Source organism: Acinetobacter sp. S-1, assembly GCF_059579785.1.
Window position 1 is genome coordinate 2,158,632 of sequence record NZ_CM184207.1, and the last position, 14,677, is coordinate 2,173,308.

Genomic DNA, 14,677 nt, shown 5'->3' on the forward strand with positions numbered 1-14,677 from the left:
GGAAAGATTATGGCGATTCAGTTCAAACAGCATAAACCTTGGTTACTCGGAATTACGATTTTAATCGTAGTTCTGGGCCTCGTAGGTTACCGTTATATTAAAAATAAACAAGCCAATGATGTTTTAACGATCGGGATTAGCCCGCCTTATGCTGAGCTATTACAAAGCATTGCCAATGAAGTAGAAAAGCAAGGTGTTCATGTCAAACTCGTTGAATTTTCTGATTGGCGAGCACCCAATGTTGCCGTACAAAACGGTGATATTGATGCAAACTTTTTCCAGCAAAGCGTATTTCTACGTAATGCTGTTAAAGAAACGGGTTATGACTTACACGCATTTGGTGTGGGTTCAGGAAGTCATGTGGGTTTATATTCAAAAAAATATAAATCACTTGAAGAATTACCTTCAAAAGCACGTGTAGCTATTCCAAACGATCCGGTCAATTTAGCCCGTGCTTTAATTTTACTGCACCGTGCTGGTCTAATTCAGCTGAAAGATATTAATAATGAACTTTCAACCACTCAAGACATTATTGCTAATCCTAAAGAGCTAAGTTTTGTTGAAGTTGAAGGTCCGCAGACAGCACATACATATAACGATGTCGATTTAATTTTCGGCTTCCCTCACTACTTAAAAATGGCAAAGGTAACCGACCCACATAGCGCATTATTTTTAGATCCAATCGATAAAAAATATGCAATTTTGTTTGTGACCCGTCGCGATTACCAAGATAAAAACCAAAAACTTGCAACCTTTGTTAAAGCATTCCAGAACTCAAAACAAGTACAAGATATTCTGGATAAAGACTTTGGCCAAGGTATGTGGTTTCAAGGCTGGAAATAAGGAGAATGACAATGGTGAGTTTTGGATCACAAGTTGATTTTTCTCTGCCCCATATCAAAATTCGCGGTTTAAATAAGTTTTACCAATCACAAGGTCAAAAACTGCATGCTTTAAAAGAGATTAACCTTGATATTCCTCAAGGTAAGATTTTAGGCATTATTGGTAAAAGTGGTGCAGGAAAATCTTCCTTACTTCGTACATTAAATGGTTTAGAACAAGTAAATACTGGTAGCATTCATATTCATCAACAAAACATTGCTGAATTGAGTCATGCCGAGCTTATTCAAACTCGCCAACGAATTGGAATGATTTTTCAACATTTTAATTTAATGTCTGCAAAAACAGTCTGGGAAAATGTGGCATTGCCTTTAAAAGTTTCCAATTACAACAAAGCAGATATCGACCAACGTGTAAATGAAGTTTTGGCACTCGTAGGTCTTGCAGATAAGTCTGGCTACTACCCATCGCAACTTTCAGGCGGACAAAAGCAACGTGTCGGTATTGCACGTGCACTTGTTCACCACCCAGAAATTTTACTTTGTGATGAAGCCACCTCGGCACTTGACCCTGAAAGTACCGCGACTATTTTGGCTTTACTTAAAAAGATTAATCAGGAACTGGGTCTAACGATTGTACTCATCACTCATGAAATGCAGGTCATTCGAGAAATTTGTGATCAAGTGGTGGTGATTGATCAAGGTGAGATAGTAGAGGCTGGACAAGTCTGGTCTGTATTTTCACGACCAGAACAACAAATTACTCAAGAATTGTTAAACCTTGAGCAAATTACCCTGCCTTTTAAAATCAGTCCTCTACCCGATGAAGATTCGACTCATATTATTGTAAAACTGAAATATGAGGCTGAAGCACATCAGGTTCCAGATATTCAAGAACTACTAGCTAGATTTAAAGCACCCATCAATTTATATCAAAGTCAGGTCGATACCATTCAAGGGCATATTATTGGTTCACTTTTAGTCGGTATTCCTAACGTAGAAATTGATATTTCATCTATACGACAAGATGCATTAACTGCAATTGCACAATTTGAGGTACTTGGCTATGCACGACCAGCTCATTGATTTATTAATTACTGGAACTGTAGATACCTTACTCATGGTAGGTGCATCTGCATTTATTGCTTTTTTAATTGGCTTACCGATTGCTGTTGTTTTAGTCAGTACTTCTGAGCACGGCATTCATCCGTCACAAAAGATTAATCAGGCTTTAGGTTGGGTCATCAACATTACTCGCTCTGTACCCTTTCTTATTTTAATGGTTGCGCTTATTCCGCTTACTCGCTGGATTGTCGGGACAAGTTATGGGGTTTGGGCAGCGGTTGTTCCCTTAACTATTGCAGCAATTCCCTTTTTTGCGCGTATTGCAGAAGTCAGTTTACGTGAAGTCGACCAAGGCTTAATTGAAGCTGCACAAGCCATGGGTTGTAACCGTAAGCAAATTATTTGGCATGTACTTTTACCAGAGGCTTTGCCAGGTATTGTGGCGGGTTTTACCGTGACTATTGTGACTATGATTAACTCTTCTGCAATTGCCGGTGCTATTGGTGCAGGTGGATTAGGAGATATTGCTTATCGTTATGGTTATCAACGTTTTGATATGCAAATTATGGTGGCTGTCATTTTAGTCTTAATTGTTTTAGTCATGTTGGTACAAGCGGCTGGCGATGCATTAGCCCAGCAACTTGATAAACGTAAAGTTTAAACGCAATACAACCCTGCTCTAGCCATGACTTTGTCATGGCTTTCATGTAAAATCAGCGACAATTTTTAATTTACACATTTGTGAGTGGTTTTCATGGGTTTTAATTGCGGTATTGTTGGTCTGCCAAACGTAGGGAAATCTACCCTTTTCAATGCATTAACGAAAGCAGCGATTGCAGCGGAAAACTTCCCTTTCTGTACCATTGAACCAAACACAGGTATTGTTCCTGTACCAGATCCACGTTTAGACAAACTTGCTGCAATTGTTAAGCCGCAACGTATTTTGCCAACTACAATGGAATTTGTGGACATTGCAGGTCTTGTTGCTGGTGCATCAAAAGGTGAAGGCTTAGGCAACCAATTCCTTGCTAACATTCGTGAAACTGATGCAATTGCACACGTTGTACGTTGTTTCGAAGACGAAAACGTGATTCACGTAAATGGTAAAATTGATCCGTTAGACGATATCGCAACCATCAATACTGAACTTGCGCTTGCCGATCTTGAAACTGTTGCTAAAGCAATTTTACGCTTAACTAAAGTTGCTAAAGGCGGTGACAAAGAAGCTGTAGCAACTAAAGCAGTTTTAGAAAAAATCCAACCGTTACTTGACGAAGGTAAACCAGCTCGTGCAGCTGATTTATCTGATGATGAACGCAAATTAGTTCGTGGTTTTGGTTTAATGACGTTAAAACCAACTATGTATATTGCAAACGTTGCAGAAGACGGTTTTGAAAACAACCCACACTTAGAAGCAGTTAAAAAACTTGCTGCTGAGGAAAACGCAATTGTTGTTCCTCTTTGCAACCAAATCGAAGCTGAAATTTCATTATTAGAAGATGAAGATCGTGCTGAGTTCCTAGAAGCAATGGGCATGGAAGAACCAGGCTTAAATGTGGTTATTCGTGCAGGTTATGCACTTTTAGGTTTACAGACTTATTTCACTGCTGGTGTACAAGAAGTACGTGCATGGACAGTAAAAGTTGGCGCAACCGCTCCTCAAGCCGCTGGTGTGATTCATACCGACTTCGAAAAAGGCTTCATCCGTGCTGAAGTTGTTGCATATGATGACTTCGTACAATACAACGGTGAAAACGGCGCTAAAGAAGCTGGTAAATGGCGTTTAGAAGGTAAAACTTACGTTGTTCAAGACGGCGATGTAATGCACTTCCGTTTTAACGTTTAAGTTAAAGCTTAAGAAAAAGCCCCAATATGTTGGGGCTTTTTTACATTTAATGACTTAAATCCATCGTCTCTCGTTTACTACGCGCCTCTTGTAAAATACGCGTATGCAAAGGCTTTCTAAAACCTAGCATAAATATAAATTCTGCCAATACAAATAATGGTCCTATCGCAAGTCCTATCACATCATCAACAAAAGCAGGTTTTTTCTTTTCAAAATAATGTCCCACAAACTGAAAGACCCAACCCACCACAAAGAAACCAATACTTGCTACTAACCATTCTCCAAAAGATAACTGTGCAATTTGGCTCGCCAGTGGATACACAGCAGCTAAAAGAACGAGCATGAGTAAGCCAAATACTTTATCTAAAATAAAATAATAGATCGTACTAGCTGCAATCAGGACTATGGCTAAAGTCAGTTTAAAACTACCAATATCGACTCCAGCTCTTGCGGTTAAACACAAAATTGAAAACACGATGAGCGGAATACCGATAAAGTGCGTCAAAATATTTTTATGATTTAAGTGGTAAGCCGCATATTTGCTAAGCTCTTGCTCCAGATTTGACATGAGTTATTCCCTATTCACTTACATATAGTCATACTGTACATATAAGGAAAACTTAAAGTTGTCAGCTATTTGACAAAATAATGAATTTTTTCATGGATGACCGAATATTGGACCTAATTTATATTAATCGACTAAAAGAAAACACATGGTTTAGTGTGCTTCCGGAAACATTCCAAAATTTTATTTTAGAACATGGCAAACAAATCACCTTTGAGAAAAATAGCTATGTTTTCCATGCTCAAGATCTATTTGATGGCATTTATACCGTACTTGAAGGCTCGATTAGCTTGGGTTATGTCGATGTAAATGGTAATGAAGCTCTTTCTGCTATTGCTGAGCCAATCATGTGGTTTGGTGAAATATCATTGATTGATCATGAACCGCGCTCACACGATGCGATTGCATTGAAAAAAAGTACAGTTCTACATATTCCAGCGAAGCCTTTAAATGAGCTACTCAAGGATAATCCATATTATTGGTACTATTTTGCACGTTTAACCAGTCAAAAACTCAGGTACGTTTTCTTAGAACAGATTGCTATCCAAACACGTAGTATTTCTCAAAGGCTGGCTCAGCGTCTTCTATTCATTTTAGAAGGATATGGGAATCATATTCTTATTCAAGATCATCAAATTCATATTTCTCAAGAACAATTGGCAAATATGCTGACCACATCTAGACAGACGATCAATCATGAACTGAGCCTGCTCGAAAAACAGAAAATCATTAAAATTGCTTTTAGAAAAATTGAGATTCTAGATATTGAGAAATTGAAAGTAGTTGCTAAAGCACAATCCTAATTTTTTAAAAGCGGCTAAATAATAAAAACTTAAAATTAAATTAAAAAATTAGATAACACTGCAAATCAAAACATTGTTCAAACTCTATTTCCACAAAATAAATGTGTTAAAGCAGATATTTTCAGCCTACACTCAAGCTGAGCAATAATACTCAACAAGGCGCTGATTAACATGAAAAAATTATCAACAATTCTTACAACAGGCGTATTGGCTATGCTAAGTGTTTCGGCATTTGCATGTCCAAAAGGAACTCAACTACAAGGCGGTAGAGGACCAAATCACAAAGGTGGAAAATGTGTAGCGGTACATGGAGGAAAAACTACAGCTCAAAAAGCCAAGAAAGAGGTAACTAAAACTAAACAGGATGTTAAAAAAGACTTAAGCACTCAAAAACATGATGCAATGACCAGCGCGACTCATGCTCAACATGAATCACAGCAAATGACTCATCAAATGAAACAAGATGCTGTGAAGACTGCAAACACCGCTAAAGCTGCCACAAAACCGTAATTCATATTCACTCATTATCGTTTAAAAGCAAAAAAAGCGAGATTGATCATCTCGCTTTTTTTAGATTCATTAGTTTTATTTTGGCGACGTATTTCCAAGATTTGGTGTATCGATCGCATCCTTACATTGAGCCTTATCTCGCTCATAGTCCGCTTGTTTTTGGGCAACTGAACTATTGTTTTCTAGTGTTTCGCGTGCCCATATATCTAAACTTGTCAGAGCCTTACGGCAGAGTGCATATTTCCCTTCTGTCACTGAATCCGTCATTTTTACATTAATGCGCCAGTCTGTACTCAATTGACGTAAAGGTTTACGAACTTTGTCATCAATTTGGCTGAGTTGTTTTTCATAAACTAAATGCTCAACCGTGTTAATTAATGTCCATGCTTTTTGAGCATAAACAGTTGCATCATTGGTTAGTTTCGGTGCTGGCTTAATTTCTACTTTTTTTTCTGCACCTTGATTACCATTATCACAGCCCTGCAATGTAAAAATACCTGCACTCATCATGGCGATATAAACTAAACGAATCTTTGCCTTGAACATATCAAACTGCCGATTAAACATTTCGGCACTATGCTATTAAATTCGGCTACAATACTCAATCTTTCAAGTATTTTTATCATTTGGTTTATTGCCAAGGTGTATTGTGTCCGAACAACAATTGATGCCTGCCCAAACAGCAACTTTTTGGCAAGGCGCCAAAGATAGTCAAGCTATCGTACTCACTTATTTACCCGTTTCTTTTGCCTTTGGCGTTTCTGCATCTCAGTTTGGTTTTACACCATGGGAAGCCTTTTTTCTATCTTGTTCAATGTATGCTGGCGCTAGCCAATTTTTGGTTGTCGCTCTTTTGGCTAGCGGTTCATCCATCTGGCTAACAGCATTAACAGTTATTGCACTAGATATTCGCCATGTCCTTTATGGACCTGCTCTATACAACCTGATTCCAAACAAATTAAATCTTAAGAAAACTGCAGTATGGGCTTGGGGCTTAACCGATGAAGTTTTTGCCAGTGGAATGATCCAACTTTCACAGCGCAAACAACAATGGTCCGAGTCTTGGATGTTAGGCTTAAGTCTATTTAGTTGGATGGCTTGGGCAAGTGGCTCTTTGTTAGGTGGATTATTTGCCGATCAAGTTGCTCATTTACCAAAGTTTTTACAAGCAGCTTTAGACTTCTTATTACCTGCTTTATTTTTAAGTTTTTTATTAGCTGCATTTGAACGAAAGCATAGCCTTGTCGTTGCTGTATCATTAGTGGTTTCAGCTTTGGCATGTTATTGGATTAACTTATCAGCGGCTATCTTTATTGGTATTTTTTCAGGCATTTTAGCTGGTCTATTTAAACATTATGTGCTGAAACAGCATGATGAGGTTGAGGCTTAATATGAACCTAGAAATTATTCTGGTCGGCATTATTGTAGGCATAGCCAATTTTGCTTCACGCTTTGGACCTTTTTTCGTAATACAAAAATTACAGGGTTCACAGCAAAGACGTGGCTCAATCTGGATCAAAATTGCCTTAGGAAGTATTGGAATATCTGCAATTAGTGCCATGCTTGTAGTTGCTACTCTTCCACCTCTCCTTGAAACTCCCAATAAGAGTTTCGCAATGCTTATCGGTTTTTTAGTTTTAGCAGGTCTTTATTTTAAATTTAAGAAAATCGTACCAGCAACTTTAACTGCCGCAATTGTTTATGGTCTGATCTATACTTATTTACCTTTATAAATAGATAAACTTATCTTCCTTATATAAAATAAACCCTAGCCAGAAGTGTTTAAGATTGAAACTTCTGGCCTGAAAAATCTAATTTTGAATTGATTAAAAAGATAACCTTAGCTACTTAATAGAGATAAAAATGTCACAAGTTAAAATTTATGCAAATGAACAAACCATTATGCAGTACCGAGAATTACTTTCTCATGCAATCCATCAGGCGCTTATTGAAGAATTGAAATATCCTGTTGAGAAAAGATTTCAACGTTTTATTAGCCTTAACCCAGGAAATTTCATTTACCCTTCTGACAGAAGCCAGCATTACATTATTATCGAACTTTCAATGTTTGCAGGCCGCAGTGCAGCCACTAAAAAGCAGCTTATTCAAACCTTATTCCGTAATATTCAAGAACAATGCAAAATTTCTCCACAAGACATTGAAATTACTATTTTTGAAACACCTAAAGAAAATTGGGGCATCCGTGGTAAAAATGCTGATGAATTGCTTTTAAACTATCAGGTTAATATCTAAAAACCACTTTTTTAATTGTCCGACAAAATTACTTTTTTTATGCATGATAAGGCTTAACTCCACCATAAGTTCTGCTATGCTTAAAAAAATAATTTTGTCAGGATGATTCGCATGAGCGTGACACTCGGTACCCCACTTCAATCTTCTGCATTTAAAGTTTTATTGTTAGGTTCAGGAGAGCTTGGCAAAGAAGTTGTAATTTCCTTACAACGCCTTGGTGTAGAAGTACATGCAGCCGACCGTTATGATCACGCACCAGCAATGCAAGTTGCACATTTTTCTTATGTATTAAACATGGCAGATTCTGCCCAATTAAAACAACTCATCGAGAAAATTAAACCAAATTTAATTGTTCCAGAAATTGAAGCAATTGCGACAGAAGTTTTACTTGAAATTGAAGCGAGCAAAACAGCAACTGTCATCCCTTCTGCTAAAGCTGTAAACCTCACAATGAACCGTGAAGGCATCCGCCGTCTTGCGGCTGAAGAACTTGGCCTACCTACTTCTGCTTATCGTTTTGCTGATACGCTCGAAAGCTTCCGCGCCGCTTGCGATGACATTGGTTATCCAAACTTTGTAAAACCAGTCATGTCATCTTCAGGTAAAGGTCAGTCTCGTGTAAAAAGTTTCGATGAAGTCGATGCAGCTTGGGAATATGCGATGCAAGGTGGCCGTGTTAACCAAGGCACGGTTATTATTGAATCTCAAATTGATTTTGATTTTGAAATTACATTACTTACCGTTCGCGCTAAAAACCCTGAAACTGGTGAAATCGAAACTCATTACTGTGACCCAATTGGTCACCGCCAAGATGCCGGGGATTATGTAGAAAGCTGGCAACCTCAACCAATGACGGCGGCGGCACTCGAAGAAGCAAAACGTATTGCAAATAAAGTGACAACTGCACTTGGTGGCTGTGGTATTTTTGGTGTAGAACTGTTTATTAAAGGCGACAAGGTTTGGTTTAGTGAAGTCTCACCTCGCCCACACGATACAGGGCTCGTAACTTTAGCATCTCAGTTTCAAAGTGAATTTGAACTGCATGCACGTGCAATTTTAGGTTTACCTGTAAACACAGCACGCCACAGTATTGCAGCAAGTGCAGTAATTTATGCTGGAGTTGATGCCAGCAATTTAAGTTATAGCAATCTCAATGTAGCTTTAACACACCCAGACACCGATTTACGCCTATTTGGCAAACCAGAAGGTTTCAAACGTCGTCGTATGGGGGTAGCAACCGCTCGTGCTGAAAATACTGATCTTGCTCGTACTTTAGCGAAAGAAACCGCTGATCAAGTAAGCGTTCAAACAAACTCTTAATTTTTACTTATTGGTAGACCCATTTTCATGATCAATATATCGCCATTGTTGAACTATGTCTCAAGTCATCATGATATTAAAGCCATTAATCAATGGCGAACGGATGTAGAAAAGCAGTTGCAAGATTCATATGAAAATGGGCAATCTATTCGTGAAATCATTAAAGCCCGTTCAGATTTAGTAGATGAAGCACTGATCTTTTTATGGAAACATGCTGAACTCGATCAGACAGAACTGGGCCTTTTTGCTGTAGGTGGTTATGGGCGCCGTGAAATGTTGCCCTATTCCGACGTCGATATCATGATCCTATCGGAGCATGAAATTAACGAAGAAAACGAAAAACGTATCTCTACATTTATTTCTTCTTTATGGGACGTTGGCAATTTCAAACCCGGCATTAGTGTTCGCACGATTCAAAGCTGTGTTGAACAGGCCGCTACCGATTTAACCGTTGCAACAACTTTAATTGAGGCACGGTTAATTACTGGCAATAGTCAGCTTGCGAAATGGCCTCGCCGTATTGTTTCGCAGACATGGACAGACAAAACATTTTATGACGCAAAAATGGCCGAACAAGCCAAGCGTTATCACCAACACAACAATACTGAAAGTAATTTAGAACCTGACATTAAAAATGCACCGGGCGGTATTCGTGACATTAACCAAATTGGCTGGATAGCCAAACGTCACTTTCGTGTAAATCGTATTTATGACTTAGTGCATTTAGGTTTCATTTCAGAGTTTGAATTGGCAGTTTTAGAAGAAGCTGAAAGTTTTCTTTGGGAAATTCGTCACCATTTGCACCGTTTAGCTAAACGTGATGAAAACCGTTTACTCTTTGACCATCAAAGGGAAATTGCCGCTAAATTTGGTTATGTTCGTCAAGAAGGCCAACCTGTAAATTATGGTGTTGAGCAATTCATGAAACGCTACTACCGTACGGCGCAGCAAGTTTCAACACTCAATGAAATGTTGCTTGCGTATTTTAGCGAGTCAGTGATTACTCCTCGACTGCCCAACTATGAACGCAAAATTGAAGTTGTTAACGATCACTTTAAAATTGTCGATAATAAACTTGCCGTACAACATCATAAAATATTCGCAGAACATCCAAGCGCAATTTTAGAGCTGTTCTATATTTTAGCCAATCGACCAGATATTGAAGGTATTCGCGCCCGGACTTTACGCTTACTTATTCTTGCCGCGAAACGAATCAACCAAAGTTATCGCGATAATCCAGAGCATCAAGCACTGTTTATGTCGATTATTCGCTCACCATATCGTTTATACGATACCTTGGTTGCAATGAAACGTTATGGTGTTTTAGGAAACTATATTCCTGCTTTTGGCCAAATTATGGGCCTTATGCAATATGACCTATTCCATATCTATACGGTCGATGCTCATACATTATTATTGCTGCGTAATTTAAATCGTTTTAGAGAACCTGAATTTGCCAAAGAATTCCCTGTAGTAAGTTCAGTTTTCCAACGTCTTGCTCGTCAAGATATTGTGTTCATTGCTGCTTTATTCCATGACATTGCAAAAGGTCGCGGTGGTGACCACAGCGAACTCGGCGCAGAAGACGCGATTGAGTTTGGCCGTGCACATGGCTTTACAGAGCGTGAATGCAAATTAATTGCATGGCTCATTCAAAATCATTTGCTCATGTCACTCACAGCTCAGAAAAAAGATATTTCTGATCCTGATGTCGTGAAAGATTTTGCAGAAAAACTGGGCGATATGGAGCATCTTGATTATCTATATACCTTAACGGTTGCCGATATTAACGCGACAAATCCAAAACTATGGAACACATGGCGCGCTTCTCTCATGCGTCAACTTTATACGCATGCTCGTGATGTAATCCGTACAGGTTTAGGCCGTCCCGTTGACTACCAAATGCTGATTGAAGACACTAAGTTTGCAGCAAGTGAATTGCTGGTAAATAACTTCGCATTGGCAGATGTCGAAAAAGTTTGGCAAGAACTTGGTGATGAATACTTCATTAAAGAATCGGCAGATGAAATTGCATGGCACACACAAGCAATTTTAAAACACGGCGATAATCCAGAGCCATTAGTCCTCTTACGTGCTCACCGTAAAGCAGCTCAAGATGCGGTGCAAATCTTTATTTATACTCGCGATCAACCAAACCTATTTGCCACAACTGTTGCCGTTTTAGACCGAATGAACTTAGACGTTCAGGACGCAAAAATTATCACGGCCAGTACAGCATTTAGCTTAGACACTTATGTTGTACTCGATCGTTTCGGTACATTACTTACCGACCCAGAACGTGAAGAAACGGTTAAAAATGCATTAGTGAAAGCCCTTAGCCAACCAGACCAATATCCGGGACTCATGCAACGTCGTATTCCACGTCAATTACGTCACTTTGATATTGAAAATACAGTCGACGTAACATTAAATGAAGCCTTACAGCAAAATATGGTCGAAATTTCAACACTCGATCACCCTGGCCTACTTGCACGCGTGGGTGGTTTATTTATGATGCAAGGTTTAGATATCCATTCAGCTCGAATCGCAACTTTAGGTGAACGTGCCGAAGATATTTTCTTTGTCACCAAAAAAGATGGAAAACCGCTGAATAACGAAGAGGTCAAACTCTTCTCGGAAAAACTGAAAGCTGCATTAGATGAAGCATCTAATCAAATTTGTCAGCACTGAAACTCAACTACTTGGTAACTGTTTAATGAACTCTAGCTTGTCGTTATTACACCCGTATCCATTTGAAAAGTTAAACCAACTTTTTAAGGATACTACTCCTGCTAACCTTCCCTTGATTCCTCTATCAATTGGCGAACCTAAGCATCCAGCACCAGAGTTTGTTAAACAGGCTATTATTGATAACTTTAACCATTTATCAACTTATCCAAACAGTAAAGGCTTACCAGAGCTTCGCCAAAGTATTGCAGATTGGTTAACTAAGCGCTTTAAACTTAACAGCATTAGTGCTGAAAACCACATCTTGCCTGTCTCTGGTACACGTGAAGGCATTTTCTCTTTTGTACAGGCATTAATTAATCGTGAAGATGCACCTTATGTGGTGATGCCGAACCCGTTTTATCAAATTTATGAAGGTGCAGCTTTACTTGCAGGTGCAAAGCCATACTTCATTAATTGCACGGAAGAAAATGGCTATTTAGGCGACTTTGATGCTGTACCAGCCGAAGTTTGGGAAAAGACAGCCCTTCTTTTTGTATGTACACCGGGTAACCCAACAGGTACTGTGCTTTCTAAAGAACAATTTAAAAAGTTAATTGCCTTATCTGATCAATATAATTTCGTTATTGCTTCTGATGAATGCTATTCAGAGCTTTGGTTTGACCAAGCACCTACTGGTCTATTAGAAGTTTGTGCAGAGCTTGGACGTGATGACTACAAAAACTGTATCGTATTTCATTCACTTTCAAAGCGTTCAAACTTACCGGGTTTGCGCTCAGGTTTTGTAGCGGGTGATGCCGATCTGTTAAAGCCATATTTGCAATACCGCACCTATCACGGCGCTGCAATGCCAGTACAACACCAGCTTGCTTCAATCGCAGCGTGGAACGATGAAAACCATGTTGAAGAAAACCGTAAGCAATATCGTGCAAAGTTTGATTTATTCCAATCTGAGCTAGGTCATCTCCTCCCATTACAAAAACCTGATGCCGGTTTTTATTACTGGTTAAAAGTCGATAATGATGAAACTTTTGCCAAGATGCTGATGGAAAAAGCACACATTAAAGTTTTACCGGGTCGTTATCTATCTCGTGATACCGAACAAGGTAACCCTGGTGCCAATCATGTGCGTATGGCTTTAGTAGCAGATTTGGCACAATGTGAAGAAGTTGTTAAACGTTTAAAAGCGATTCTTTAAACCCAGCAAAATTGCATAGCCTTCAGTTTTATTTAGAAGGCTATGCGATCTGCTTTAACTATAGGCAACCAATAACACTGCGAAAAAAACGAAAGCCAGACTGGAGCAATAATATATTCCTCTAGCAGAGCGTTTAATCTGTGCTAATACACGCTCTTGACGCAATAAACGAACTAATAATAAATTCCACCCGAAAACCACTCCTGTCATCCATATACTCATTAGTAATTTTTGAAATAAGCTAAATTCCTGTTGAATAAGTAGCATTAAACTACTATAAAACATAATATTTTTAGGATTAAGAAGACTGGATTGCAAACCCAGAGCCAAGCTTTTAGCTTTACTCTTATAATTAGACTCTTGTTCAACCAAACTATTTTCAGCAACAGTAATATTTAAGTTTGTTCCTTGAGTGGCTCTAAAACAAAGAAAACTCAAATAAACTAAATATCCAGCCCCCAGCCATTTAAGTACTAAAAGAATCGTTGTGCTTAAATTGCCAAGCACCATAAATCCAAATATACACACCATTAAGATAACAGCATTACCCAAAGTAATTCCCAGAATAACGCCATAGGTATAACGCGCTCCTTTTTGCAAAAGACTGGTCAAAATAAGAAAAAAATCTGGACCTGGAGATAGTAGTGCTAAAAAGTGAGTAAAGGCGATAACCAAAAAAACTTCCATAACGATTTCATCTTTAAAATTGTATGGAGTAGCTTAAAAATAGAGAAAAATAATTTCTTGTAAATTATTGCGCGGCTGCAAGTTGAAACTGTCGAGGAGTAATTCCCGTATGTGCTTTAAAAGCTTTATGAAAATGGCTTTGATCACTAAAGCCTAAATTGACAGCCAGCTCTGCGAGTGAAATCCCTTGCTTTAATTGAGCTCTGGCTTGATTAATCTTTAAATTAATTTGAAATGCATGTGGAGTTAAACCAACATTGGCCTTGAATAAACGAATGATTGCATATCGACTAAGACCAACCTGCTCTGCAAGCTCTTCAAGAGAAATAAATTGTTCTGACGATTTAATAATATGAATTAAGTCCAAAAAATCTTCATACAAATATTCAGTTTTTTGTATTTCTTCTAATACGAAATGTGGGAGTAACAACTGAGTAAGGCAATAGATCAGCGACTGTTCTTTTTCAATAATTAATTTTTCAGGATCAAACAAAGTTTCATTCATATCAGAAAAAGCCTGATATAAAGTTTCTTCTTTTATTATGAGCGGCTTATGCTGTGGCAGATGTAAATTCAGACCTTGCTCTTGAAATTCTGAATAAAGCTGATTTAACCACCTTATATCCAAATGTAGCATTTGGTAGCTCCAAGCCTTATCTGGCAAAGGGTTACATGAATGCTCAATATGTGCGGGTACGATCACCAAAGTACCAGCATCAATCTGTTGGGGTATACCAAATGAACTTTGAAAAACGCTATTCCCCTCGTCTATAGCCCCGATAGAAAACGTTGGATGACTATGAGACTTATAACACGTTCGGCTAAAACAAGATCTTCTGGTTTCAACATACGGCATTCGCCCATCTTGCCAAAACTCAAAAGGTTGAGGAATAGCGTTCATTT

The 14,677-nt window shown here is 38.5% G+C and carries 16 protein-coding genes; 12 read left to right on the plus strand and 4 right to left on the minus strand.

Annotated features, from left to right (window positions below; translation table 11 throughout):
- Positions 1–9: 9 nt before the first annotated feature.
- The 4 genes from AC52J8_RS10340 to ychF all read left to right on the plus strand — a co-directional run bounded on the left by AC52J8_RS10340 (position 10) and on the right by ychF (position 3,750).
- Positions 10–843, plus strand: coding sequence for a MetQ/NlpA family ABC transporter substrate-binding protein (locus tag AC52J8_RS10340; RefSeq protein WP_086398920.1), 834 nt, complete (start codon positions 10–12; stop codon positions 841–843).
- A gap of 5 nt (positions 844–848) precedes the next feature.
- On the plus strand, positions 849–1,925 hold the full coding sequence (locus AC52J8_RS10345; protein ID WP_086398919.1) for a methionine ABC transporter ATP-binding protein: 1,077 nt from the start codon (positions 849–851) through the stop codon (positions 1,923–1,925).
- A complete protein-coding gene (locus AC52J8_RS10350; protein WP_002114258.1) occupies positions 1,906–2,565 on the plus strand; it encodes a methionine ABC transporter permease in 660 nt (219 codons plus the stop codon). The genes AC52J8_RS10345 and AC52J8_RS10350 overlap by 20 nt, the downstream gene beginning before the upstream one ends.
- Positions 2,566–2,658: 93 nt before the next feature.
- On the plus strand, positions 2,659–3,750 hold the full coding sequence (gene ychF, locus AC52J8_RS10355; protein WP_002050104.1) for a redox-regulated ATPase YchF: 1,092 nt from the start codon (positions 2,659–2,661) through the stop codon (positions 3,748–3,750).
- 46 nt (positions 3,751–3,796) lie between these two features.
- Here the strand turns inward: ychF and AC52J8_RS10360 are convergent, their stop codons facing one another.
- Complete coding sequence (locus AC52J8_RS10360; protein WP_086398918.1) at positions 3,797–4,318, minus strand: Mpo1 family 2-hydroxy fatty acid dioxygenase; 522 nt, start codon at positions 4,316–4,318, stop codon at positions 3,797–3,799.
- 92 nt (positions 4,319–4,410) lie between these two features.
- Here AC52J8_RS10360 and AC52J8_RS10365 point away from each other — a divergent pair, with 92 nt between their 5' ends.
- Positions 4,411–5,118 (plus strand): Crp/Fnr family transcriptional regulator, encoded by a 708-nt coding sequence (locus tag AC52J8_RS10365; protein WP_086399042.1) that lies wholly within the window; start codon positions 4,411–4,413, stop codon positions 5,116–5,118.
- A 171-nt stretch (positions 5,119–5,289) separates the two neighbouring features.
- Positions 5,290–5,628 (plus strand): hypothetical protein, encoded by a 339-nt coding sequence (locus AC52J8_RS10370; RefSeq protein WP_086398917.1) that lies wholly within the window; start codon positions 5,290–5,292, stop codon positions 5,626–5,628.
- Positions 5,629–5,703: 75 nt separating this feature from the next.
- Here AC52J8_RS10370 and AC52J8_RS10375 read toward each other — a convergent pair whose 3' ends face one another.
- On the minus strand, positions 5,704–6,174 hold the full coding sequence (locus AC52J8_RS10375) for a hypothetical protein (protein WP_025464664.1): 471 nt from the start codon (positions 6,172–6,174) through the stop codon (positions 5,704–5,706).
- A 121-nt stretch (positions 6,175–6,295) separates the two neighbouring features.
- On the opposite strand from AC52J8_RS10375, the gene AC52J8_RS10380 reads away from it, so the two are divergent.
- The 6 genes from AC52J8_RS10380 to dapC all read left to right on the plus strand — a co-directional run bounded on the left by AC52J8_RS10380 (position 6,296) and on the right by dapC (position 13,087).
- Positions 6,296–7,018, plus strand: coding sequence for an AzlC family ABC transporter permease (locus AC52J8_RS10380; RefSeq protein ID WP_001111398.1), 723 nt, complete (start codon positions 6,296–6,298; stop codon positions 7,016–7,018).
- A 1-nt stretch (position 7,019) separates the two neighbouring features.
- The gene (gene ygaH / locus AC52J8_RS10385) at positions 7,020–7,361 is read left to right on the plus strand and encodes an L-valine transporter subunit YgaH (protein WP_002133404.1); all 342 of its coding nucleotides are present in this window, start codon (positions 7,020–7,022) and stop codon (positions 7,359–7,361) included.
- 130 nt (positions 7,362–7,491) lie between these two features.
- Positions 7,492–7,881 (plus strand): tautomerase family protein, encoded by a 390-nt coding sequence (locus AC52J8_RS10390; protein ID WP_002133453.1) that lies wholly within the window; start codon positions 7,492–7,494, stop codon positions 7,879–7,881.
- Between the two features lie 102 nt (positions 7,882–7,983).
- Positions 7,984–9,201, plus strand: coding sequence for a formate-dependent phosphoribosylglycinamide formyltransferase (gene purT / locus AC52J8_RS10395; protein WP_086398916.1), 1,218 nt, complete (start codon positions 7,984–7,986; stop codon positions 9,199–9,201).
- 27 nt (positions 9,202–9,228) lie between these two features.
- Positions 9,229–11,892: a [protein-PII] uridylyltransferase gene (gene glnD / locus AC52J8_RS10400; RefSeq protein WP_000608324.1), complete on the plus strand. Its 2,664-nt coding sequence runs from the start codon at positions 9,229–9,231 to the stop codon at positions 11,890–11,892.
- A 25-nt stretch (positions 11,893–11,917) separates the two neighbouring features.
- A complete protein-coding gene (gene dapC, locus AC52J8_RS10405; protein WP_025469676.1) occupies positions 11,918–13,087 on the plus strand; it encodes a succinyldiaminopimelate transaminase in 1,170 nt (389 codons plus the stop codon).
- A gap of 54 nt (positions 13,088–13,141) precedes the next feature.
- On the opposite strand, the gene AC52J8_RS10410 is transcribed toward dapC, so the two are convergent.
- Both AC52J8_RS10410 and AC52J8_RS10415 read right to left on the minus strand, forming a co-directional pair.
- Positions 13,142–13,774 (minus strand): LysE family translocator, encoded by a 633-nt coding sequence (locus AC52J8_RS10410; RefSeq protein ID WP_086398914.1) that lies wholly within the window; start codon positions 13,772–13,774, stop codon positions 13,142–13,144.
- 64 nt (positions 13,775–13,838) lie between these two features.
- Positions 13,839–14,675 carry an AraC family transcriptional regulator gene (locus tag AC52J8_RS10415; protein WP_086398913.1) on the minus strand — a complete coding sequence of 279 codons (837 nt, stop codon included), beginning with the start codon at positions 14,673–14,675 and terminating at the stop codon, positions 13,839–13,841.
- Between the last annotated feature and the right edge of the window lie 2 nt (positions 14,676–14,677).

Bases quoted from the DNA above. Each gene is read 5' to 3' on its own strand.
- AC52J8_RS10340 (WP_086398920.1), top strand. From the start codon at position 10: ATGGCGATTCAGTTCAAACAGCATAAACCTTGGTTACTCGGAATTACG.
- AC52J8_RS10345 (WP_086398919.1), top strand. From the start codon at position 849: ATGACAATGGTGAGTTTTGGATCACAAGTTGATTTTTCTCTGCCCCAT.
- AC52J8_RS10350 (WP_002114258.1), top strand. From the start codon at position 1,906: ATGCACGACCAGCTCATTGATTTATTAATTACTGGAACTGTAGATACC.
- ychF (WP_002050104.1), top strand. From the start codon at position 2,659: ATGGGTTTTAATTGCGGTATTGTTGGTCTGCCAAACGTAGGGAAATCT.
- AC52J8_RS10360 (WP_086398918.1), bottom strand. From the start codon at position 4,318: ATGTCAAATCTGGAGCAAGAGCTTAGCAAATATGCGGCTTACCACTTA.
- AC52J8_RS10365 (WP_086399042.1), top strand. From the start codon at position 4,411: ATGGATGACCGAATATTGGACCTAATTTATATTAATCGACTAAAAGAA.
- AC52J8_RS10370 (WP_086398917.1), top strand. From the start codon at position 5,290: ATGAAAAAATTATCAACAATTCTTACAACAGGCGTATTGGCTATGCTA.
- AC52J8_RS10375 (WP_025464664.1), bottom strand. From the start codon at position 6,174: ATGTTCAAGGCAAAGATTCGTTTAGTTTATATCGCCATGATGAGTGCA.
- AC52J8_RS10380 (WP_001111398.1), top strand. From the start codon at position 6,296: ATGCCTGCCCAAACAGCAACTTTTTGGCAAGGCGCCAAAGATAGTCAA.
- ygaH (WP_002133404.1), top strand. From the start codon at position 7,020: ATGAACCTAGAAATTATTCTGGTCGGCATTATTGTAGGCATAGCCAAT.
- AC52J8_RS10390 (WP_002133453.1), top strand. From the start codon at position 7,492: ATGTCACAAGTTAAAATTTATGCAAATGAACAAACCATTATGCAGTAC.
- purT (WP_086398916.1), top strand. From the start codon at position 7,984: ATGATTCGCATGAGCGTGACACTCGGTACCCCACTTCAATCTTCTGCA.
- glnD (WP_000608324.1), top strand. From the start codon at position 9,229: ATGATCAATATATCGCCATTGTTGAACTATGTCTCAAGTCATCATGAT.
- dapC (WP_025469676.1), top strand. From the start codon at position 11,918: ATGAACTCTAGCTTGTCGTTATTACACCCGTATCCATTTGAAAAGTTA.
- AC52J8_RS10410 (WP_086398914.1), bottom strand. From the start codon at position 13,774: ATGGAAGTTTTTTTGGTTATCGCCTTTACTCACTTTTTAGCACTACTA.
- AC52J8_RS10415 (WP_086398913.1), bottom strand. From the start codon at position 14,675: ATGAACGCTATTCCTCAACCTTTTGAGTTTTGGCAAGATGGGCGAATG.